The 21,649-nt window shown below is 56.1% G+C and carries 19 protein-coding genes; 14 read left to right on the top strand and 5 right to left on the bottom strand.

Features of this window, described 5'->3' with window-relative positions; all coding sequences use genetic code 11:
* Positions 1 to 9 precede the first annotated feature (9 nt).
* From abgT to uspE, 5 genes are all read left to right on the top strand, one after another.
* Complete coding sequence (gene abgT / locus V1587_RS12340; RefSeq protein WP_395314345.1) at positions 10 to 1,536, top strand: p-aminobenzoyl-glutamate transporter; 1,527 nt, start codon at positions 10 to 12, stop codon at positions 1,534 to 1,536.
* Between the two features lie 10 nt (positions 1,537 to 1,546).
* Positions 1,547 to 2,062 (top strand): methylated-DNA--[protein]-cysteine S-methyltransferase, encoded by a 516-nt coding sequence (ogt, locus tag V1587_RS12335; protein WP_045401311.1) that lies wholly within the window; start codon positions 1,547 to 1,549, stop codon positions 2,060 to 2,062.
* A gap of 183 nt (positions 2,063 to 2,245) precedes the next feature.
* The gene (gene fnr / locus V1587_RS12330; protein WP_006174991.1) at positions 2,246 to 2,998 is read left to right on the top strand and encodes a fumarate/nitrate reduction transcriptional regulator Fnr; all 753 of its coding nucleotides are present in this window, start codon (positions 2,246 to 2,248) and stop codon (positions 2,996 to 2,998) included.
* Positions 2,999 to 3,144: 146 nt separating this feature from the next.
* Positions 3,145 to 3,327 carry a hypothetical protein gene (locus V1587_RS12325; RefSeq protein ID WP_014883604.1) on the top strand — a complete coding sequence of 61 codons (183 nt, stop codon included), beginning with the start codon at positions 3,145 to 3,147 and terminating at the stop codon, positions 3,325 to 3,327.
* Positions 3,328 to 3,436: 109 nt separating this feature from the next.
* Positions 3,437 to 4,387: a universal stress protein UspE gene (gene uspE, locus V1587_RS12320; protein ID WP_023335478.1), complete on the top strand. Its 951-nt coding sequence runs from the start codon at positions 3,437 to 3,439 to the stop codon at positions 4,385 to 4,387.
* Between the two features lie 122 nt (positions 4,388 to 4,509).
* Here uspE and pntB read toward each other — a convergent pair whose 3' ends face one another.
* Together pntB and pntA are read right to left on the bottom strand one after the other, a co-directional pair.
* Positions 4,510 to 5,898, bottom strand: coding sequence for a Re/Si-specific NAD(P)(+) transhydrogenase subunit beta (gene pntB / locus V1587_RS12315; protein WP_024909329.1), 1,389 nt, complete (start codon positions 5,896 to 5,898; stop codon positions 4,510 to 4,512).
* Positions 5,899 to 5,908: 10 nt separating this feature from the next.
* Positions 5,909 to 7,438 carry a Re/Si-specific NAD(P)(+) transhydrogenase subunit alpha gene (pntA, locus tag V1587_RS12310; protein ID WP_371897608.1) on the bottom strand — a complete coding sequence of 510 codons (1,530 nt, stop codon included), beginning with the start codon at positions 7,436 to 7,438 and terminating at the stop codon, positions 5,909 to 5,911.
* A 535-nt stretch (positions 7,439 to 7,973) separates the two neighbouring features.
* On the opposite strand from pntA, the gene ydgH reads away from it, so the two are divergent.
* The 3 genes from ydgH to folM all read left to right on the top strand — a co-directional run bounded on the left by ydgH (position 7,974) and on the right by folM (position 11,247).
* Positions 7,974 to 8,918 (top strand): DUF1471 family protein YdgH, encoded by a 945-nt coding sequence (gene ydgH / locus V1587_RS12305; RefSeq protein WP_371897609.1) that lies wholly within the window; start codon positions 7,974 to 7,976, stop codon positions 8,916 to 8,918.
* Positions 8,919 to 9,102: 184 nt separating this feature from the next.
* Positions 9,103 to 10,485, top strand: a complete 1,383-nt coding sequence (locus V1587_RS12300) for an amino acid permease (RefSeq protein WP_371897610.1) — start codon at positions 9,103 to 9,105, stop codon at positions 10,483 to 10,485.
* Positions 10,486 to 10,524: 39 nt separating this feature from the next.
* The gene (gene folM, locus V1587_RS12295) at positions 10,525 to 11,247 is read left to right on the top strand and encodes a dihydromonapterin reductase (RefSeq protein ID WP_371897611.1); all 723 of its coding nucleotides are present in this window, start codon (positions 10,525 to 10,527) and stop codon (positions 11,245 to 11,247) included.
* Here folM and V1587_RS12290 read toward each other — a convergent pair.
* Complete coding sequence (locus V1587_RS12290; protein ID WP_045910346.1) at positions 11,244 to 11,579, bottom strand: GlpM family protein; 336 nt, start codon at positions 11,577 to 11,579, stop codon at positions 11,244 to 11,246. The two genes, folM and V1587_RS12290, sit on opposite strands and share 4 nt — an antisense overlap.
* A gap of 128 nt (positions 11,580 to 11,707) precedes the next feature.
* Between V1587_RS12290 and rstA the strand changes: the two genes are divergently transcribed.
* The 4 genes from rstA to tus all read left to right on the top strand — a co-directional run bounded on the left by rstA (position 11,708) and on the right by tus (position 15,308).
* Complete coding sequence (rstA, locus tag V1587_RS12285) at positions 11,708 to 12,424, top strand: two-component system response regulator RstA (RefSeq protein WP_021241154.1); 717 nt, start codon at positions 11,708 to 11,710, stop codon at positions 12,422 to 12,424.
* 246 nt (positions 12,425 to 12,670) lie between these two features.
* Positions 12,671 to 12,931, top strand: coding sequence for a hypothetical protein (locus tag V1587_RS12280; protein ID WP_371897612.1), 261 nt, complete (start codon positions 12,671 to 12,673; stop codon positions 12,929 to 12,931).
* 75 nt (positions 12,932 to 13,006) lie between these two features.
* Entirely contained in the window at positions 13,007 to 14,305 is a 1,299-nt protein-coding gene (rstB, locus tag V1587_RS12275) for a two-component system sensor histidine kinase RstB (RefSeq protein ID WP_045910344.1), read from the top strand.
* A gap of 73 nt (positions 14,306 to 14,378) precedes the next feature.
* A complete protein-coding gene (gene tus, locus V1587_RS12270; RefSeq protein WP_371897614.1) occupies positions 14,379 to 15,308 on the top strand; it encodes a DNA replication terminus site-binding protein in 930 nt (309 codons plus the stop codon).
* Here the strand turns inward: tus and fumC are convergent, their stop codons facing one another.
* Complete coding sequence (gene fumC / locus V1587_RS12265; protein WP_371897615.1) at positions 15,309 to 16,703, bottom strand: class II fumarate hydratase; 1,395 nt, start codon at positions 16,701 to 16,703, stop codon at positions 15,309 to 15,311.
* A 182-nt stretch (positions 16,704 to 16,885) separates the two neighbouring features.
* Positions 16,886 to 18,532, bottom strand: coding sequence for a class I fumarate hydratase FumA (gene fumA / locus V1587_RS12260; RefSeq protein ID WP_395314344.1), 1,647 nt, complete (start codon positions 18,530 to 18,532; stop codon positions 16,886 to 16,888).
* A 199-nt stretch (positions 18,533 to 18,731) separates the two neighbouring features.
* Here fumA and manA point away from each other — a divergent pair, with 199 nt between their 5' ends.
* A complete protein-coding gene (gene manA, locus V1587_RS12255; protein ID WP_371897616.1) occupies positions 18,732 to 19,907 on the top strand; it encodes a mannose-6-phosphate isomerase in 1,176 nt (391 codons plus the stop codon).
* A gap of 99 nt (positions 19,908 to 20,006) precedes the next feature.
* A complete protein-coding gene (locus tag V1587_RS12250; protein ID WP_371897617.1) occupies positions 20,007 to 21,539 on the top strand; it encodes a YdgA family protein in 1,533 nt (510 codons plus the stop codon).
* Positions 21,540 to 21,649 lie beyond the last annotated feature (110 nt).

Raw genomic sequence — 21,649 nt, 5'->3', positions numbered from 1 at the left:
GGAACGCCCATGAGTATGTCATCCATACCTTCGCATTCCCCATCCGGTAAGCTCTATGGCTGGGTTGAAAGGATCGGCAATAAAGTGCCGCATCCTTTCCTGCTGTTTATCTATCTGATTGTGATTTTGATGGTCGCCACCGCCGTGCTCTCCGCTTTTGACGTAAGCGTGCGCAGCCCGGCCGACGGCAGCCTGGTGGCGGTAAAGAACCTGCTCAGCGTTGACGGGCTGCACTGGTTTTTACCCAACGTCATCAAAAACTTCAGCGGTTTCGCCCCGCTGGGCGCCATTCTGGCGCTGGTGCTGGGCGCCGGGCTGGCGGAACGCGTGGGCCTGTTGCCCGCATTGATGGCGAAGATGGCTTCTCACGTCAGCGCGCGTTACGCCAGCTATATGGTGCTGTTTATCGCCTTCTTCAGCCATATCTCCTCCGACGCCGCGCTGGTGATCATGCCGCCGATGGGGGCGCTGATTTTCCTCGCCGTCGGGCGTCATCCCGTGGCGGGCCTGCTGTCGGCGATTGCGGGCGTGGGCTGCGGCTTTACCGCCAATCTGCTGATCGTGACCACCGACGTGCTGCTCTCGGGCATCAGTACGGAGGCGGCGAAAACCATTGATGCGGGGATGCGCGTCAGCGTGATCGACAACTGGTACTTTATGGCAAGCTCGGTCATTGTCCTGACGATTGTCGGCGGGCTGATTACCGATAAGATCGTCGAGCCGCGACTGGGTAAATGGGAAGGCCGCAGTGATGAAAAGCTGGAAACGCTGAGCAAAGAGCAGCGCTTCGGCCTGCGCGTGGCGGGGATTGTCTCGCTGGCGTTTATTGCCGCGGTGGCGCTGATGGTGGTACCGGAAAACGGCATATTGCGCGATCCGGTTAAACATACCGTCCTGCCGTCACCCTTTATTCAGGGCATCGTGCCGCTGATTATTCTCTTCTTCTTTGTTGTTTCGCTCGCCTACGGTATCGCTACCGGCAAAATCCGCCGTCAGGGCGATCTGCCGCAGTTGATGATCGAGCCGATGAAAGAGATGGCGGGCTTTATCGTGATGGTGTTCCCGCTGGCCCAGTTTGTGGCGATGTTTAACTGGAGCAACATGGGCAAGTTTATGGCCGTGGGCCTGACCGACGCGCTGGAGGCTGCCGGATTAAGCGGCGTACCGGCGTTTGTCGGCCTGGCGCTGCTGTCATCCCTGCTGTGCATGTTTATCGCCAGCGGCTCCGCCATCTGGTCGATTCTGGCCCCGATCTTTGTGCCGATGTTTATGATGCTGGGTTTCCATCCGGCGTTTGCCCAGATCCTGTTCCGCATCGCGGACTCTTCGGTCATTCCGCTGGCGCCGGTTTCGCCGTTTGTTCCGCTGTTCTTAGGCTTCCTCCAGCGCTATAAACCCGAGGCCAAACTGGGTACCTACTATTCGCTGGTTTTACCCTACCCGCTTATCTTTTTAGGGGTATGGCTGGTGATGCTGGTGGCATGGTATCTTGTCGGCCTGCCGATTGGGCCGGGAATATACCCGAGGCTGAACTAAAGGAATGAGGATGCTGAGATTACTCGAAGATAAGATTGCGACGCCGCTCGGGCCGCTGTGGGTGATCGCGGATGAGACGTTCAATCTGCGCGCCGTTGAGTGGGAAGAGCACAGCGACCGCATGGAAGAACTGCTCAATATTCATTACCGCCTGCAGGGTTATGAACGCATCAGCGCCACCAACCCGGGCGGGCTGAGCGACAAGCTTGCGGCGTACTTCGAAGGCGATCTCAGCATCATCGACACGCTGCCCACCGCCACGGCAGGCACCCCTTTTCAGCGTGAAGTATGGCAGGCGCTGCGGTCGATTCCGTGCGGGCAGGTCATGCATTACGGCCAGCTCGCGGAGCAGTTAGGTCGCGCTGGCGCCGCACGCGCGGTGGGTGCCGCGAACGGCTCTAACCCGGTCAGCATCGTAGTGCCCTGCCATCGCGTCATTGGCCGCAACGGCACCATGACGGGCTATGCCGGTGGCGTGCAGCGAAAAGAGTGGCTACTGCGCCATGAAGGGTATCTCTTGCTCTAGTTCCCAGGCTTTTTGTGCTTAATTTTCTACCGGTTAGGCTAAAAATCCATAATCAAGCTGTGGAATTTCAAGAAGATGGCGACACGTTGCCGTCTCTTGTCCTTATTGAGGGTTTGTCAGGCTTACGTACTTACCAAAAAGATGTTAAAATTGACCAATATCAATTAAGGCTTGAGCAAACCTATGATCCCGGAAAAGCGAATTATACGACGCATTCAGTCTGGCGGTTGTGCTATCCATTGCCAGGATTGCAGCATCAGCCAGCTCTGTATCCCGTTTACCCTGAATGAGCATGAACTCGATCAGCTTGATAATATCATCGAGCGCAAAAAGCCTATTCAGAAAGGGCAGACGCTGTTTAAAGCGGGAGACGAACTGAAATCGCTCTATGCTATCCGTTCTGGCACCATCAAGAGCTACACCATCACCGAACAGGGTGATGAGCAGATCACCGGCTTCCATCTGGCGGGCGACCTGGTGGGCTTTGATGCCATCGGTACGGGCCATCACCCGAGCTTTGCTCAGGCGCTCGAAACCTCAATGGTTTGCGAAATCCCGTTTGAAACCCTGGACGATCTGTCCGGTAAGATGCCTAACCTGCGTCAGCAGATGATGCGTCTGATGAGCGGTGAGATCAAAGGCGATCAGGACATGATCCTGCTGCTTTCTAAAAAGAATGCCGAAGAGCGCCTGGCCGCGTTTATCTACAACCTCTCCCGCCGCTTCGCCGAGCGTGGCTTCTCGCCGCGTGAATTCCGTCTGACGATGACGCGTGGCGATATCGGTAACTACCTGGGTCTGACCGTGGAAACCATCAGCCGTCTGCTGGGGCGTTTCCAGAAAAGCGGGATGCTGGCCGTTAAAGGTAAATACATCACTATCGAAAACGGTGAAGCGCTTGCCGTTCTTGCCGGGCACGCCCGCAACGTGGCGTAACACTCCGCATATTGATGACCAGACTGATAAATTCCTGTGATTTATTGGTCTGGTGTAATCTCTTCCGTTTCAAGATATTTTCACCGTAGCACGTCCCCACACAGCGCCCAAAAGGTTCTCGTTGAGGTTATGAATTGAGAGAAAGTTTGTTTTTCGTTTCAGTCGTGATTGCCTCTGTGACCTTTATCTTCATCTGGATCATGCTTGTCGGCCCGATGAAGGGGGAGGAAAAAACCTACGTCCAGGACTCCACGACCTTTGCGATTGCGGTGATGGTGCTGCTGTTTATTGCGTTCATCGCGGTGACGACCACGGTGCTTTTCCTCTGATAAATTTTCATGAATTATTGATCTGGCAAAACCTCCCCTCTGTTTCATTCAGGATATATAGGTTACTCTTTTAATTACAGACTGTGGTGACAGTAGTAAGGAGACCTGTATGGCCAAGTATCAAAACATGCTGGTAGCTATCGATCCGAATCAGGACGATCAGCCGGCATTACGACGTGCTGTGTATTTACATCAACGGATTGGTGGCAAAATCAAAGCGTTTTTGCCGATCTATGACTTCTCGTATGAGATGACCACCCTTCTGTCGCCTGACGAGCGCACCGCTATGCGTCAGGGCGTCATCAGCCAGCGTACCGCGTGGATCCGTGAACAGGCGAAGTATTACCTGGAAGCGGGCGTGCCCATTGATATTAAAGTGGTCTGGCATAACCGACCTTTTGAAGCCATCATCCAGGAAATTGTCGCCGGTGGGCACGACCTGCTGCTGAAGATGGCGCACCAGCACGACAAGCTGGAATCCGTGATCTTCACCCCAACCGACTGGCACTTGCTGCGTAAATGCCCTTGCCCGGTCTGGATGGTGAAAGACCAGCCGTGGCCTGAAGGTGGGAAAGCCGTTGTGGCGGTAAACCTCGCGAGCGAAGAGGATTACCACAACTCCCTGAACGAGAAGCTGGTGAAGGAGACTATCCAGCTTGCCGATCAGGTCAATCATACCGAAGTACATCTGGTTGGCGCCTATCCGGTCACCCCGATTAACATTGCCATTGAGCTGCCTGAATTTGACCCAAGCGTGTACAACGACGCGATCCGCGGTCAGCACCTGCTGGCCATGAAAGCGCTGCGCCAGAAATTCAGCATCGATGAGAAAATGACCCACGTGGAAAAAGGGCTGCCTGAAGAGGTGATCCCGGACCTGGCGGAACACCTGCAGGCAGGGATTGTGGTGCTGGGCACCATTGGCCGGACCGGTATTTCTGCCGCGTTCCTCGGTAATACCGCGGAACAGGTGATCGACCATCTGCGCTGCGACCTGCTGGTCATTAAGCCGGATGAGTACCAGACGCCGGTCGAGCTGGACGATCCGGAAGACGATTAACCCGCAGGATGAAAAAAACCGTCGGAGAACCGGCGGTTTTTTTTTGCCGGGTGGCGGCTTCGCCTTACCCGGCCTACGGGTTTGGTAGGCCCGGTAAGCTTGCGCCACCGGGCTTTACCCTGTCAGAGTGATTTCAGAATCGCATCCACGCTGGCTTTAGCATCGCCAAACAGCATGTGGGTGTTCTCTTTGAAGAACAGCGGGTTCTGAACCCCGGCATAGCCGGTATTCATGGAGCGTTTAAACACGATCACGTTCTGCGCTTTCCACACTTCCAGAACCGGCATCCCGGCGATTGGGCTGCCCGGGTCGTCCTGTGCAGCAGGGTTAACGGTATCGTTGGCACCAATGACCAGCACGGTGTCGGTGTCGGCGAAATCATCGTTGATCTCATCCATTTCCAGCACGATGTCGTAAGGCACTTTCGCTTCCGCCAGCAGCACGTTCATATGGCCCGGCAGACGCCCAGCCACCGGGTGAATACCAAAGCGAACCTTGATGCCCCGCGCGCGCAGCTTCTCGGTGATTTCCGCCACCGGATACTGCGCCTGCGCCACCGCCATACCGTAGCCCGGGGTGATGATCACGGAATGCGAGTTTTTCAGCATGTCTGCGGTATCTTCCGCAGAAATTTCACGGTGCTCACCCACTTCTTCATCCGCACTGGAAGAAGATCCGTCGGTCCCGAAACCACCGGCGATAACGCTAATGAACGAGCGGTTCATCGCCTTACACATGATGTAAGACAGGATCGCACCGGAAGAACCCACCAGCGCACCGGTGACGATCAGCAGGTCGTTGCTCAGCATAAAGCCTGCCGCCGCTGCCGCCCAGCCGGAGTAGGAGTTCAGCATCGAGACCACCACCGGCATATCCGCACCACCGATGGACGCCACCAGGTGCCAGCCGAACGCCAGCGCGATGATGGTCATTACCAGCAGCGCCAGCACCTGCAGACCGACGCTTTCGGTACGCACAAAGACCACCAGCAGTACAAACGATACGACCAGCGCCGCCAGGTTCAGCTTATGACGGTTTGGCAGCATCAGCGGTTTGGAGGAGATCTTCCCGCGCAGTTTGCCGAACGCGACAATAGAGCCGGTGAAGGTCACCGCACCGATGAAGATACCGAGGAACACTTCCGTCAGGTGGATATTCACCAGAATCGGTTCCAGGCCCGGTTCGTGATACAGGTAGCTGTTGAAGCCCACCAGCACCGCCGCCAGACCCACGAAGCTGTGCAGAATAGCGACCAGCTCCGGCATCTCGGTCATTTCAACGCGTTTTGCCAGGCGAATACCAATCGCGCCGCCGATGATCATCGCCACCAGGATCCACGCCACGTTGCCGGTATCCGGCCCGAAGATGGTGGCAATCAGCGCAATCGCCATCCCGGCGATACCAAAGTTATTCCCCTGCTGAGACGTTTCGTGTTTGGAAAGCCCCGCCAGACTGAAAATAAACAGGATTGCAGCAACAATGTATGCGGCTGTCACTAATCCTCCAGACATATGCTACCCCTTACCCTTTACGAAACATTTTCAGCATGCGCTGAGTCACGGTGAAACCACCGAAAATATTGATACTGGCGATCAGCACCGCAATAAAGCTCAGGAAGCTGATCCAGCCGCCGTGACCAATCTGCAGTAACGCCCCCACGACGATGATCCCGGAGATGGCGTTGGTTACCGACATCAGCGGCGTATGCAGCGCATGGGAGACGTTCCACACCACGTAGTAGCCCACGACGCAGGAGAGCGCGAACACGGTAAAGTGGCCGAGGAACTCTTTCGGCGCAACGTCAGCCAGCCAGCCGAACAGAATAATTACCAGCGCCATGATCGCGTATTTACGCCACGGAGAAGCCGGTTTGGCGGGCTCTTTTGGCGCAGGTGCCGCTTTCGGTGCCGCCTGAGGCTGAGCAGAAACCTGAATAGGCGGCGCAGGCCAGGTAATTTCACCGTCACGGACCACGGTGACGCCGCGCACCACCACATCGTCGAAATCAACGGTGACGCTGCCGTCTTTCTCTTTGCAAAGCAGCTTCAGCAGGTTGACCAGGTTAGTGCCGTAGAGCTGGGAAGACTGCGTTGGCAGGCGGCCCGGCAGATCGGTATAACCAATCACCTTCACGCCGTTAGCGGTCGTGGTCACTTGATTCGGTACGGTATATTCACAGTTACCGCCGTTTTGGGCGGCCAGGTCGACAATCACGCTGCCCGATTTCATGGAGTCAACCATCTCACGGGTAATCAGCTTCGGCGCCGGTTTGCCCGGGATAAGCGCGGTGGTGACAATAATGTCGACATCTTTCGCCTGGGCGGCGAAGAGTTCCATTTCGGCTTTGATAAACGCTTCGGACATCACCTTCGCGTAACCATCGCCGCTGCCCGCTTCTTCCTTGAAGTCCAGCTCAAGGAATTCGGCCCCCATACTCTGGACCTGTTCTTTTACTTCTGGGCGGGTGTCAAAGGCGCGTACGATAGCGCCCAGGCTGTTTGCCGCACCGATTGCGGCAAGGCCCGCCACGCCCGCGCCAATCACCATCACTTTCGCCGGAGGAACTTTACCCGCGGCGGTGATTTGACCGGTAAAGAAGCGACCAAATTCGTGGGCCGCTTCAACAATGGCACGGTAGCCGGCAATGTTTGCCATGGAGCTTAAGGCATCCAGCGACTGCGCGCGCGAAATACGCGGCACGGAGTCCATTGCCATCACGGTCACGCCACGGGCTGCCAGCTTCTCCATCAGCTCCGGGTTTTGCGCAGGCCAGATGAAGCTCACCAGGGTCGTCCCCGGATTCAGCAGCGCAATCTCACTCTCTTCCGGTGCGTTGACCTTCAGAATCACCGGCGACTGCCAGACGTCAGCAGCATCGACCACTTCTGCGCCAGCCTGGATAAAGGCCTCGTCATCGAAACTCGCCAGTTTGCCTGCGCCGCTTTCAACCGCGACCGTAAAACCCAGTTTAAGCAGTTGCTCCACCGTTTTCGGTGTTGCCGCTACGCGGGTTTCATTGGCTAACCGTTCTTTTGGTACCCCAATACGCATAGTTTTCCCTTCCATCGGTTTTTGATGATGGTTTATCGATAAATGCCCGTGGTTTGTATCAATTTTCGCCATCGCGCGAGCGACGCGATATGATTAACCCCGGAAAATAAAACGGTAACAAACTGTCTATAACCTACTGAAAATAGCGCCCGCGATCTACCGCCAGAAAACACTATTTCTTATTTTATCTGTGAAAAATAAGCGATCGGCGTCACTGACAGTGATATTTACCTTAAATTGATTGTCAGAACCGATAAAACGCGCAAGCGAAGCGGTAAAAACATGATATAGCGCCATAAGAGAACAACTTATTAACATTAAATTAACTTGTAAAAGTCATATGCTTTATCAGTTTTACTTGTCAAATGCGTGTTTTTTCAACATATCACTAAATGTTATCGAATAAGGTGATTCAGTAAGCACAGGCAGTGAAAAATGGCGCAGACAGCGACGGGTTTTAAATGCAATAATCGGGACCGTCTCAAATTAACAACAATACCAGTACATGGTTTGCGCAAGGCGAAGGATCATTTTTATGAAGCTTAAGAACACACTCCTGGCGTCCGCACTTCTTTCCGCGACCGCCCTGTCTGCGAATGCCGCAACAGAGTTAACGCCGGAGCAAGCGGCAGCGTTAAAACCTTTTGACCATACGGTCATTGTGGGTCGTTATAATTCTATTGGCGACGCCGTCGCCGCGGCATCAAAAGCTGCTGATAAAAACGGGGCCGCCTCGTTTTATGTCGTTGACCAGTCCGATTACGGCAACAGCGGCAACCAGCGCGTGACCATTGCGCTGTTCAAAGACAATGCGCCAAAAGCTGATGCACCAAAAAACCGCGTGATCAACGGTGTTGTTGAGCTGCCGAAAGATCAGGCGATTGAGCTGGAACCTTACGATACCGTCACCGTTCAGGGCTTCTACCGCAGCCAGCCTGAAGTGAACGATGCCATCACCAAAGCCGCGAAAGAGAAAGGGGCTTACTCGTTCTACATCGTGCGTCAGGTCGATGCTAACCAGGGTGGCAACCAGCGTATTACCGCGTTCATCTATAAAGAAGATGCGAAAAAACGTGTTCTGCAGAGCCCGGATGCGATTCCGGCGAACTCAGAAGCCGGTCGCGCGGCAATAGCGAAAGGCGGCGAAGCAGCGAAGAGAGTTGAAATTCCAGGCGTAGCAACGACCGCTGCCCCGAGCGCTGAAGTGGGCCGTTTCTTCGAAACGCAGTCCACGAAAGGTGGCCGTTATTCGGTTACGCTGCCGGACGGTACCAAAATTGAAGAGCTGAACAACGCCACTGCCGCGCAGATGGTGCCGTTCGACAGCATCAAATTTACCGGCAACTACGGCAACATGACGGAAGTCTCTTACCAGGTCGCGAAGCGTGCGGCGAAGAAAGGGGCGAAGTTCTACCACATCACCCGCCAGTGGCAGGAACGTGGTAACAACGTGACCATCAGCGCCGATCTGTACAAGTAACAAAATCGTTTACGAAAGGCGGCGCAATGCCGCCTTTTTTGTTACTTTTTTTGAATTTCTGCCCCACGTCATTGCATGCTTTCGTTACACTCCGTAAAATCCCGCGCCTTAGTGTGATCCACCATTTTTATGCGCCTGAGCGAAATAATTATTCTGGATTTTGACCTTTCATAACAGGAAGCCAATGGAAAAGAAACTTGGCCTGAGTGCTCTGACTGCACTCGTTTTAAGCTCAATGCTGGGTGCGGGCGTATTCAGTTTGCCGCAAAATATGGCGGCCGTCGCCAGCCCTTCCGCGCTCATCATTGGCTGGGGCATTACCGGTGTCGGCATACTGCTGCTGGCCTTCGCCATGCTGCTGCTCACCCGCATTCGCCCGGACCTGGACGGCGGCATTTTCACCTATGCGCGTGAAGGTTTCGGCGAGCTGATTGGCTTCTGTTCCGCGTGGGGATACTGGCTGTGTGCGGTTATCGCCAACGTCTCCTATCTGGTTATCGTCTTCTCGGCGCTCAGTTTCTTTACCGATACGCCTGAGCTGCGTCTTTTTGGCGACGGGAACACCTGGCAGTCTATTGTGGGCGCCTCGGTGTTACTGTGGTTCGTCCACTGGCTGGTATTACGTGGCGTACAAACGGCCGCCAGCATCAACCTGGTGGCGACGCTGGCGAAACTGGTTCCGCTCGGGCTGTTTATCGTTCTGGCCTTTATTGCGTTCCGTCTCGACGTGTTTAAGCTCGATTTCAGCGGCGTTGCGCTGGGCGTTCCCGTCTGGGAGCAGGTGAAAAACACGATGCTGATTACCCTGTGGGTGTTCATCGGCGTTGAAGGCGCGGTCGTGGTTTCTGCTCGCGCCCGCAACAAACGCGATGTGGGCCGCGCCACGCTTCTGGCCGTACTGGCTGCGCTCGGGGTCTATCTGCTGGTGACGCTGCTGTCGCTCGGCGTCGTGGCGCGTCCTGAGCTCGCGGAAATGCGTAACCCGTCAATGGCTGGCCTGATGGTGAAAATGCTCGGCCCATGGGGCGATGTGGTGATTGCCGCTGGGCTGATCGTTTCCGTCTGCGGCGCTTACCTGAGCTGGACCATCATGGCGGCTGAAGTGCCATTCCTGGCCGCGACGCACAAGGCGTTTCCACGCCTGTTTGCCCGTCAAAACAAAAACAGCGCGCCGTCGGCATCACTCTGGCTGACCAACATCAGCGTTCAGGTCTGTCTGGTGCTGATCTGGCTCACAGGTTCAGACTATAACACCCTGCTGACCATCGCCTCGGAGATGATTCTGGTACCCTATTTCTTAGTGGGTGCGTATCTGTTAAAAATTGCCACTCGCCCGGCGCATTATCTCGTGGGTGTCGGAGCCTGTATTTACGGCCTGTGGTTGTTGTATGCTTCCGGACCTATGCATCTGCTGCTGTCGGTGGTGCTGTACGCACCGGGTCTGCTGGTGTTTATCTACGCCCGCCGCACGCATCAGCTGGAGAACGCGCTGAAACGCCGTGAGATGGCATTAATTGGACTGTTACTGGTTGCTGCCCTACCGGCAACCTGGATGTTAATGGGATAGCAACGCCTTTCCCATTGTTGAACTGTTAAGGAGAATACGATGGGAAATGCACCGCTTCGCCCAATACTGATTACCGGCGGAGGCCGCCGTATCGGCCTCGCCCTCGCCCATCATTTTCTCAACCTTCGCCATCCGGTCATTGTCAGCTACCGTACGGAATATCCGTCGATTGAAGGGTTACGCAAAGCCGGTGCTGTCTGCATTCAGGCTGATTTTTCAACCGATGAAGGCATTCTGGCTTTCGCCGAAAAGGTAAAATCCACCACGACGGGGCTGCGCGCCGTGATCCATAACGCCAGCGCATGGCGTGCCGAAAAGCCCGGTACGTCACTCAGCGAAACGCTCTCCTCCATGTTGCAGATCCACGTTAATGCCCCTTATCTGCTTAACCACGCTCTGCAGGATCTACTGCGCGGCCACGGGCACGCGGCGGGCGACATCATTCACTTCACTGATTATGTGGTTGAGCGCGGCAGCGACAAGCACATCGCCTATGCGGCCAGTAAAGCCGCACTGGATAACATGACCCGATCGTTTGCCCGCAAGCTCGCCCCCGAGGTGAAGGTGAACGCCATCGCACCGGCGATGATTTTATTTAACGAGAACGATGATGCGGAGTATCGCCAGCAGGCGCTGAATAAGTCGCTTATGAAAATCGCCCCGGGCGAGAAAGAGGTCATCGACCTGGTGGATTACCTGCTCACCAGCTGCTACGTCACCGGCAGAACCTTTGCCGTGGACGGCGGCCGACCGCTGCGCTAGTGAAAGCGGCTCCAGAAGAAAATTAATAGCCAGGCGCTGAGCCCCCAGCAGACCACCGCCCCGCTCAGCGCCAGTGGGAGACGCAGAAAACCGGTGAAATACCAAAGCGAAAGCAGGTAGAGAAAATACGGGATGATTGACCACATGCCAAACACGATGGTCGTGCGTAACGCTTCCGTACCGCGTTCAGACGCCACGATATAGTGGGCAATGAGTGCAAAGGTCGGGAAGAGAGGGATCAGCCCGGCAATATAGTAGTTTTTCGTTTTCGCCAGCATGCCAATCAGCAACACCACCAGCGCGCCCAGCCCGGCTTTGATCACCAGCCCCATCTTTTTCCCTGGAATAATCAACTCACAATATCAGCCAGAATAACGGAACCGGCGTTAATTTTGAAAGATTAATGGAAGGTTAAGGTTTCGCGGTGTATGTTGGCTTTTTTCACGAAAACAGACGCTGTATGAATAAGATTGTTTATGTTGAAGACGAACCTGAAGTCGGGCAGCTGATCGCCGCCTATCTGGGTAAACATGATATGGACGTCATTGTTGAACCTCGCGGCGATCGTGCCGAAGAGGTGGTCGTCCGTGAAAACCCGGATCTGGTACTGCTGGATATCATGTTGCCAGGCAAAGACGGCATGACGCTCTGCCGTGACCTGCGCGCCCGTTGGGAGGGCCCTATCGTCCTGCTCACCTCACTGGACAGCGATATGAACCATATTTTGTCGCTGGAGATGGGTGCCAATGATTACATTCTGAAAACCACACCGCCTGCCGTCCTGCTCGCTCGCCTGCGCCTCCATTTGCGCCAGCACGCCAGCATCGAACGCGAAGCACCAGCGCCGTCTCTGACGCCGCACAAAGCGATGCGCTTCGGTACGCTGTCTATCGATCCGATTAACCGTCAGGTGCTGCTCTCTGGCGAGCTTATCGCCCTTTCCACCGCAGATTTTGACCTGCTGTGGGAGCTGGCAACGCACGCCGGGCAAATCATGGACCGCGACGCGCTGCTGAAAAACCTGCGTGGCGTGAGCTATGACGGAATGGACCGCAGCGTTGACGTAGCGATTTCGCGTCTGCGCAAAAAGCTGCAGGATAACGCCACCGAGCCCTACCGCATTAAAACCGTGCGTAACAAGGGCTATCTGTTTGCCCCACATGCGTGGGAAACCTAAACGCCGGATAAGATAACCTGCGCGAAATGAAGGCGTAGTGAGACGATGCCTTCTCTTTCGCGCGTTTATTTTTACGTTTGCGCAACAATTAATTTGCTAAGCACACGAACTGTTCCATAATTACCTTCTCGACTCTCCTTTTTTCAGCGCGCCCCGCTCTCGCAACCGTTTTACTCATTTTTCGCCGTGAAGTTTTCACGACATCTCTCCCATAAATCTTGAAATGAGGATTTAAGCCCATGACATATGTATAGCTACAATCGGATAGAAGCCATCAAAACCAATCTCGAGTGGATTGTTAATCAGGCAACCCTGAACCATGCCTCCCCCTCACGCACCGATCAAAAAGCGCTCTTTGACCTGCTGGAACTCATCCAGTCTTACGAAATACTGCTCGACCTCATCAGCGAATACGGGATGGATGTGATTGATACGCACATCGCAGAAGGCCTGGCCGTGACGGAAACATTCATCGCCAAGGTAAAAAACAGCGCGAAAGCCATGTAATACGCTCCACAGACGTGAAAAACTCGAAGGGTTTTCATGTATATTCTGCACAAAGCGTTTCTTCGGTGAGATCCAATGAAAAAGCTGTTTGTGCAGTTTTATCTTTTACTTTTTGTCTGCTTCCTGGTGATGACCATGCTGGTCGGGCTGGTTTATAAATTTACCGCCGAACGCGCGGGCAGGCAGTCGCTGGACGATCTGATGAAAAGCTCGCTCTATCTGATGCGCAGCGAGCTGAGAGAAATCCCGCCGCACGACTGGGCGAAAACCCTGAAAGAGCTGGATCTGAATCTGTCATTCGATTTACGCATTGAGCCGTTGAAAGATTTCGATCTGGATCCGCCCGCCATGCAGCGTCTGCGCGACGGGGACATCGTCGCGCTGGATGAGAAATACACCTTTATCCAGCGTATTCCGCGCAGCCATTACGTGCTGGCCGTCGGGCCGGTGCCCTATCTCTATTATTTGCACCAGATGCGTCTGCTGGACATGGCGCTGATGGCCTTTATCGCCATTTCGCTCGCGTTTCCGGTCTTTATCTGGATGCGCCCGCACTGGCAGGACATGCTGAAGCTGGAATCCGCCGCGCAGCGTTTTGGTGAGGGACACTTTACCGAACGCATCCACTTTGACAGCGGTTCCAGCTTTGAACGTCTGGGCGTGGCCTTTAACCAGATGGCCGATAACATCAATGCCCTGATCGCCAGTAAAAAGCAGCTGATCGACGGAATTGCGCACGAGCTGCGCACGCCGCTGGTCCGCCTGCGCTATCGTCTGGAGATGAGCGAAAATCTGACGGAAGCGGAGTCTCAGGCCCTGAACCGCGACATTGGCCAGCTTGAGGCGCTGATTGAGGAGCTACTGACCTACGCGCGCCTCGATCGTCCGCAAAACGAACTGAACCTCAGCACGCCGGACCTGCCCGCCTGGCTGCAAACCCACATTGACGACGTTCAGAGCGTGAACCCGCAGCGCACGCTGTTGACGCGCGTCACGCCGGGTGACTACGGCGCGCTCGATATGCGCCTGATGGAGCGCGTGCTCGACAATCTGATGAACAACGCCATGCGCTACAGCGAAAGTACGCTACAGATTGGGCTGGATTTGCAGGGCAATCAGGCCAGCCTGACCGTTGAGGATGACGGGCCGGGGATCGCCCCGGAAGCGCGAGAAACCGTGTTTGAACCGTTTGTCCGCCTCGATCCCAGCCGCGATCGCGCCACCGGCGGATGTGGTCTGGGGCTGGCGATTGTCTACTCTATCGCGCAGGCGATGGGCGGCACGGTACATTGCGAGGAGAGCGAGCTTGGCGGCGCGCGCTTCTGCTTTAGCTGGCCGGTATACCATAACATCGCCCTTCCCGTTCCTGCCTGACCTTAACCGCACGCTGGCCTGACCCGGCGTGCTGTGCTATATGATAAGTATGTTGTAACTAATGAGAGTGCTTATGGCGACCTACGATCTTATCGAACGGCTGAACAGCACGTTTCGGGAAATAGAACACGAGCTCCTGACCCTGACAGAACGTTTGCAGACCTGCCGTCTGCTGGCCGCGCGCGTCTTTACCCTGCCCGAGGTGGCCAAAGGGGCCGAGCACGATCCGCTGGACACCATCGACGTGAAGCAGCACATCGGCAAGGCCGCACTGGAGCTGGCGATGAAACACTATCGCCATCTTTTTATCCAGCAGCAGTCTGAACAGCGCAGCAGCAAGGCAGCCGTGCGGCTGCCCGGCGTGATCTGCCTGCAAACCGATGCGACAACGCGCGAAGCGCTGGAAAGCCAGATTGCCCATATCAACAGCCTGAAAGCGGCATTTGAGAAAATCGTTACCGAGGAGTCGGGCCTGGCCCCTGCCGCCCGGTTTGAATGGGTGCACCGTCAGCTTCCGGGGCTGATTACCCTGAATGCCTATCGCACGCTGACGGTACTGCGTCACCCCGCCACGCTGCGCTTTGGCTGGGCGAATAAGCACATCATTAAAAACTTCACCCGGGATGAAATTCTCGCGCAGCTTGAAAAAAGCCTGAAGACGCCTCGCACCGTTGCGCCGTGGTCGCGTGAGCAGTGGATTGAACGCCTGGAGCAGGAGTACCACAGCATCGCCTCGCTACCGGCGGATACGCGCCTCAAAATTAAGCGCCCGGTGAAGGTTCAGCCTATCGCCCGCGTCTGGTATTCCGGTCAGCAAAAACAGGTACAGTATGCCTGTCCAACGCCGCTGATTGCGCTCTATGATGACGATCGGGGGGCTATCGTGCCGGATATTGGTGAGTTGCTGAATTACGATGCCGAAAATGTCCAGCACCGTTACCGACCTCAGGCGCAGCCGCTACAGCTGATTATTCCGCGACTGCACCTGTACGTGGCGAGTTGATTATTTCAGGCTGCCGACCATCGCCTCAGGGCGCACCCAGGCATCGAACTCCGCTTCCGTCAGATAGCCCAGCGCCAGGGCGGAGGCTTTCAGCGTCAGCCCCTCCTTATGCGCTTTTTTGGCGATCTCGGCGGCTTTGTCGTAGCCAATGTGGGTATTGAGCGCGGTCACCAGCATCAGCGACTCATTTAACAGCTGGCTGATGCGCTCGCGGTTTGGCTCGATCCCCACCGCGCAGTGTTCGTTAAAGCTCTCCATGCCGTCCGCCAGCAGACGAATCGATTGCAGAACGTTGTGGATCACCATCGGGCGATAGACGTTCAGCTCGAAGTTGCCGGACGCGCCGCCCAGGTTGACGGCCACGTCGTTGCCCAGCACCTGACAGCAGAGCATGGTCATGGCTTCGCACTGGGTCGGGTTGACTTTACCCGGCATGATGGAGCTGCCCGGCTCGTTTTCCGGAATGCTGATTTCACCGATGCCGCAGCGCGGGCCCGAGGCCAGCCAGCGCACGTCATTGGCGATTTTCATCAGCGAGGCCGCCAGCCCTTTCAGCGCGCCGTGGGTGTGGACCAGCGCATCGCAGGTCGCCAGCGCTTCGAACTTGTTGGGCGCCGTAACGAACGGCTGCCCGGTGATGTTTGCAAGCTCCTCCGCCACGCGCACCGCATACTCCGGATGGGTGTTTAACCCGGTGCCCACCGCCGTGCCGCCGAGCGCCAGCTCCGCCAGGTGCGGCAGGCTGTTCTCAATGTGCTTCAGGTTGTGTTCCAGCATCGCCACCCAGCCGGAAATCTCCTGGCCGAGCGTCAGCGGCGTGGCGTCCTGCAGGTGCGTACGGCCAATTTTGACGATGTCGCGGAAGGCCTGCGCCTTCTCGTTGAGCGTAGATTTCAGGACGTTAAGCTGTGGGATAAGCTGTTCGCGAATAGCAATCACCGCCGCCACGTGCATGGCCGTGGGGAAGACGTCGTTAGAACTCTGGCTCTTGTTGACGTCATCGTTCGGATGAACCTTACGCTCCATGCCGCGCACGCCGCCCAGCAGTTCGCTTGCCCGGTTCGCCAGCACTTCGTTCATGTTCATGTTGCTTTGGGTGCCTGAACCGGTCTGCCAGATGGCGAGAGGGAATTCGTCGGGATGCTTGCCCGCCAGCACTTCGTCGGCGGCGTTGATGATGGCATTGGCCTTGTCTGCCGCCAGCAGGCCTAAATCCTGGTTCACCTTCGCGGCTGCACGTTTGGTGAGGGCCAGCGCCTGAATCAGCGAGACGGGCATTTTTTCAGTCGAGATACGGAAATGCTCCAGCGAACGCTGGGTTTGCGCGCCCCAAAGCTTGTCGGCCGGGACGTCGATGGCGCCCATCGAATCTTTCTCATGGCGTACCGTGGTCATTACTTTCTCCTTGATAACAAAAGAGGGATTGCTCACATGCTTAAGGGATAAGTATTGATGACTTCTGGGAAACGTTATGGCGCTTTGTGCGCTCTTTTTGGTGTCGGGTGGCGGCTGTGCCTTACCCGACCTACGAGAATGCAGGCCGGGTAAGCGTCAGCGCCACCCGGCAATTTAAAGAATTACTTCACACACGCCGAACACTGGGACGACTGGATCTGCTTGAAGAAGTCGTTGCCTTTGTCATCCACGAGGATAAACGCCGGGAAATCTTCCACTTCAATTTTCCAGATCGCTTCCATACCCAGTTCCGGGTATTCCACGCACTCCAGGCTCTTGATGCTGCCCTGCGCCAGAACCGCAGCCGGGCCGCCGATGCTGCCGAGGTAGAAACCGCCGTGCTTGTGGCAGGCGTCCGTCACCTGCTGGCTGCGGTTGCCTTTCGCCAGCATGATCATGCTGCCGCCGTTGGCCTGCAGCTGGTCAACGTACGAGTCCATGCGGCCAGCCGTGGTCGGGCCTAGCGAGCCGGACGCGTACCCTTCAGGCGTTTTCGCAGGGCCAGCGTAGTAGATCGGGTGATCTTTAATGTACTGCGGCAGCCCTTCGCCGTTGTCCAGGCGCTCTTTCAGCTTCGCGTGCGCGATGTCGCGGCCCACGATAATCGTGCCGTTGAGGGAGAGACGGGTCGAAACAGGATACTGAGACAGCTGCGCCAGAATCTCTTTCATCGGACGGTTCAGGTCCACGCGAACCGCTTCGCCCTCGCCCGCTTTGCGCAGCTCTTCCGGGATGTATTTGCCCGGGTTGTTCTCCAGTTTTTCGATCCACACGCCTTCGCGGTTGATCTTGGCCTTGATGTTGCGATCCGCAGAGCAGGAGACGCCCATCCCGACCGGGCAGGAAGCGCCGTGACGCGGAAGACGGATCACGCGCACGTCGTGAGCGAAGTATTTGCCGCCAAACTGCGCGCCGAGGCCCAGGTTACGCGCTTCTTCCAGCAGCTCCTGCTCAAGCTGCACATCGCGGAACGCCTGGCCGTGCTCGTTACCTTCGGTAGGCAGGCCGTCATAGTATTTGGTTGAGGCCAGCTTCACGGTTTTCAGCGTGCTTTCCGCCGAGGTACCGCCAATCACAAACGCGATATGGTACGGCGGGCACGCTGCGGTGCCGAGGGTGCGCATCTTCTCAACCAGGTAGTTCTTTAGCTTGCCCGGGGTGAGCAGCGCTTTGGTTTCCTGATAGAGATAGGTTTTGTTGGCTGAACCGCCGCCTTTGGCGATACAGAGGAATTTGTACTCATCACCGTCGACGCTGTAGAGGTCAATCTGTGCTGGCAGGTTGGTGCCGGTGTTGACCTCTTTGTACATGTCCAGCGCGGCGTTTTGCGAGTAGCGCAGGTTGTCTTCGGTGTAGGTGTTGTAGACGCCGAGCGCCAGGGCCGCTTCATCACCGCCGCCGGTCCAGACGCGCTGGCCTTTTTTACCGACGATGATCGCCGTACCGGTATCCTGACAGGTTGGCAGAATGCCTTTCGCCGCGATATCGGAGTTACGCAGGAACTGCAGGGCAACGTACTTATCGTTTTCGCTGGCTTCCGGGTCGCTCAGAATATCGGCCACCTGCTGCTGATGCGCAGGACGGAGCATAAACGAGGCGTCGTGGAAAGCGTGCTGCGCCAGCAGCGTCAGCGCCTGGGGATCCACCTTGAGGATCTCTTGTCCTTCAAACTCAGAGACGGAGACGTGATCGCGGGTTAACAGGTAATACTCGGTCTGATCCTTACTGAGGGGAAAAGGATCCTGATAATGGAAGGGTTTATTCGACATTGTTCTCTCACTTACTGCTTCGGTCTGTTTATTCAGGGCAGATGTTCCGCTGCCCGGCTTAAAAGCGAGTCAGCTTATCCTACACAATTTTTTAACAAAAACTGAGACTAGTACGACTTTTTACATCCACAGGTTACTTCCATGAGGTTTATTGCTTTAATACCCGGAGTTAATTCCACAATTGAATCAGGGCTTGATAATGCAAAAACTCATTAACTCAGTGCAAAACTACGCCTGGGGAAGTAAAACTGCGTTAACGGATCTCTACGGTATCGCGAACCCGAACAACCTGCCGATGGCAGAACTGTGGATGGGGGCACACCCGAAGAGCAGCTCAAAAATTGAAGACGCCAGCGGCCAGGTGCGCAGCCTGCGTGACGTGATTGACGCCGATAAAGCCGCGCTGCTGGGCGACAAGGTGGCTCAGCGCTTTGGCGAACTGCCGTTCCTGTTTAAGGTGCTGTGCGCCGACCAGCCGCTCTCCATACAGGTTCACCCGAACAAGAAAGCGTCTGAAATCGGCTTTGCGAAAGAGAACGCGGCGGGTATCCCGTTAGACGCCGCCGAGCGTAACTACAAAGATCCTAACCACAAGCCGGAGCTGGTGTTCGCGCTGACGCCGTTCCTGGCGATGAACGCGTTCCGCGAGTTTTCAGAGATTATCTCCCTGCTGCAACCTGTCGCGGGTGCCCATAACGCTATCGCGCATTTCCTCGAAAACCCGAACGCCGACGCGCTGAGCCAGCTGTTTGCCAGCCTGCTGAATATGCAGGGTGAAGAGAAATCCCACGCGCTGGCGGTGCTGAAAGCCGCTCTGGACAGCCAGCAAGGTGAACCGTGGGAGACCATCCGTCTGATCTCCGAATTCTACCCGGACGACAGCGGCCTGTTCTCCCCTCTGCTGCTGAACGTGGTGAAGCTGAACCCGGGCGAGGCAATGTTCCTGTTCGCTGAAACCCCGCACGCCTACCTGCAGGGCGTGGCGCTGGAGGTAATGGCCAACTCCGATAACGTGCTGCGCGCGGGCCTGACGCCGAAATACATCGATATTCCTGAGCTGGTCGCCAACGTCAAGTTCGTGGCGAAACCTGCCGCGGAGCTGCTGACTCAGCCGGTGAAAAACGGCACAGAGCTGGACTTCCCGATTCCTGTTGAAGATTTTGCCTTCTCCCTGCACGACCTGAGCAGTGCCGAAACGTCGGTGGCTCAGGAGAGCGCGGCGATCCTGTTCTGCGTGGAGGGCGAAGCGACGCTGCGCAAAGGCGAACAGCGTCTGGTGCTTAAGCCCGGTGAGTCAGCATTCGTTGCAGCCAACGAATCACCGGTCAGCGTAAGCGGCACCGGTCGCCTGGCGCGCGTTTTCAATAAGCTTTAACCACTTACTGAATTTTTTAACAACTCTTGCTAAGCTAGTTGCAGGCTTAATATCTCCAGGCGGTTTTTACCGCCTGGTTTCATTTTAGGGATAGTCGCAATGAAAAAATCGGTCGTAGCGGTTGGAGTGATTGTAGCGTTAGGCGTGGTCTGGACGGGTGCCTCCTGGTTTACCGGGAAACAGCTGGAAGGCCGTCTGGCTGAGATGGTGGCGCAGGCTAACGGAGAAATTAAGCGCAGCGCGCCGGAGGCGGGCCTTGAGCTGAGCTACCAGAACTATCATCGCGGCGTGTTTACCAGCCGTATGCAGCTGGTGGTGAAGCCAGTTGCCGGTGCTGAAAACGGCTGGCTGAAACCGGGCCAGAGCGTGGTGCTGGACGAGGTGGTGAGCCACGGCCCGCTGCCGCTGGCGCAGCTGAAGTCCTTTAACCTGATCCCGTCGATGGCATCCGTTCATACCGTACTGGTGAATAACGACGTCACCAAACCGCTGTTTGACCTGGCGAAGAATGAATCGCCTTTCGACATTAATACCCGAATTAGCTATGCCGGTGACACGAGTTCCGATATTGCTCTGAAAGCGCTGAACTACGAGAAAGAGAATGAGAAAGTCGCCTTCAGCGGCGGCCACTTCAAACTTGACGCGGACCGCGACGGAAACGTGTTCTCCCTGACGGGTGAAGCGGAAAGTGGCCTGGTCAACGCCGTGAACGAATACAATCAAAAAGTTCAGCTCACCTTCAACAACCTGAAGGCCGACGGCAACAGCCGAATGACCGATTTCCAGGAGCGTATCGGCGACCAAAAACTGTCTCTCGACAAGGTTGCCATTGCGATTGAAGGGAAAGAGATGGCCGTGCTGGAAGGCATGGACGTCAACGGCAAATCCGACGTTTCCAAAGACGGTAAGAGCATCAACACCCAGCTGGATTACACTCTGAAGAGCCTGAAAGTGCAGAATCAGGATCTGGGCACAGGTAAACTGTCGCTGAAGATCGGCAATATCGACGGCCAGGCGTGGCACGAGTTTAGCCAGAAATACAGCAAAGAGAGCCAGGCGCTGCTGACCGATGCCGCGCTGCAGCAGAACCCTGAGGTGTACCAGCAGCAGGCGATGGCGGTGCTGTTCAACAACCTGCCGATCCTGCTGAAAGGCGAGCCGGTGGTAACCGTTGCGCCGCTGAGCTGGAAAAACAGCAAAGGCGAAACCAGCTTCAACCTGTCTCTGTTCCTGAAAGATCCGGCCACCGCCACGGGTGAACCGCAGACGCTGGCGCAGGAAGTGGATCGCAGCGTGAAGTCGCTCGACAGCAAGCTGACCATCCCCATGGATATGGCGACCGAGTTTATGACCCAGATTGCGAAGCTGGAAGGCTACGGCGATGAAGATGCCGGCAAGCTGGCGAACCAGCAGGTGAAAGGTCTGGCGGCGATGGGCCAGATGTTCCGCATCACGAAGGTGGACAACAACACAATTTCCACCAGCCTGCAGTACGCCAACGGCCAGGTTACGCTTAACGGCGACAAAATGCCGCTGGAAGACTTCGTCGGCATGTTTGGTATGCCGACGCTGGGGATGCCGGAACCGGCTGAACCGGCAGCGCCAGCCGAACCGGCGGCACCGCAGCAGTAAACGTCAAAGCCCCTCGCATGAGGGGTTTTTTATTGCCGGGTGGCGCTGACGCTTACCCGGCCTACGATCGACCTTGTAGGCCCGTGCAAGCGCAGCGCCGCCGGGCGATG

The sequence above is a fragment of the Enterobacter sp. ECC-249 genome (assembly GCF_043965265.1).
GTDB lineage: Bacteria > Pseudomonadota > Gammaproteobacteria > Enterobacterales > Enterobacteriaceae > Enterobacter > Enterobacter quasiroggenkampii.
Note: the sequence above shows the minus strand (reverse complement) of the source record. Positions and strands in the feature narration are given on the sequence as shown.